The sequence below is a fragment of the Dellaglioa sp. CoH-57-MRSF-21 genome, assembly GCF_056781915.1.
This window is the reverse complement of record NZ_JBXAXU010000231.1, coordinates 1-248: the sequence shown is the minus strand read 5'-3', so window position 1 is coordinate 248 and position 248 is coordinate 1. Positions and strand designations below refer to the sequence as shown.

Below are 248 nucleotides of genomic sequence, written 5' to 3'. Positions count from 1 at the left end.
AGTCGGTGCCGTACAACCTTCGACATAGTGGATGCTTGCTCCTTAGTCAACAATGATCAGCGTACGTTCGAATTGCCCCGTGTTTTCCGCATTGATCCGGCAGTACGTTTGTAATGGAACATCGACTTTGACGCCTTTTGGCACGTAAATAAAGGTGCCACCTGACCATACGGCTGAATTCAGCGCTGCTAATTTGTTGTCGGTTGTCGGTACAAGTTTTGAAAAGTACTCTTTGAATAATTCAGGGT

General features: G+C 46.0%; 1 pseudogene. It reads right to left on the bottom strand.

The features are described 5' to 3' along the window. Positions 1-45: 45 nt before the first annotated feature. Positions 46-248: pseudogene (locus tag AC1RPQ_RS08610) on the bottom strand (Fe-S cluster assembly protein SufB); the annotation flags it as partial.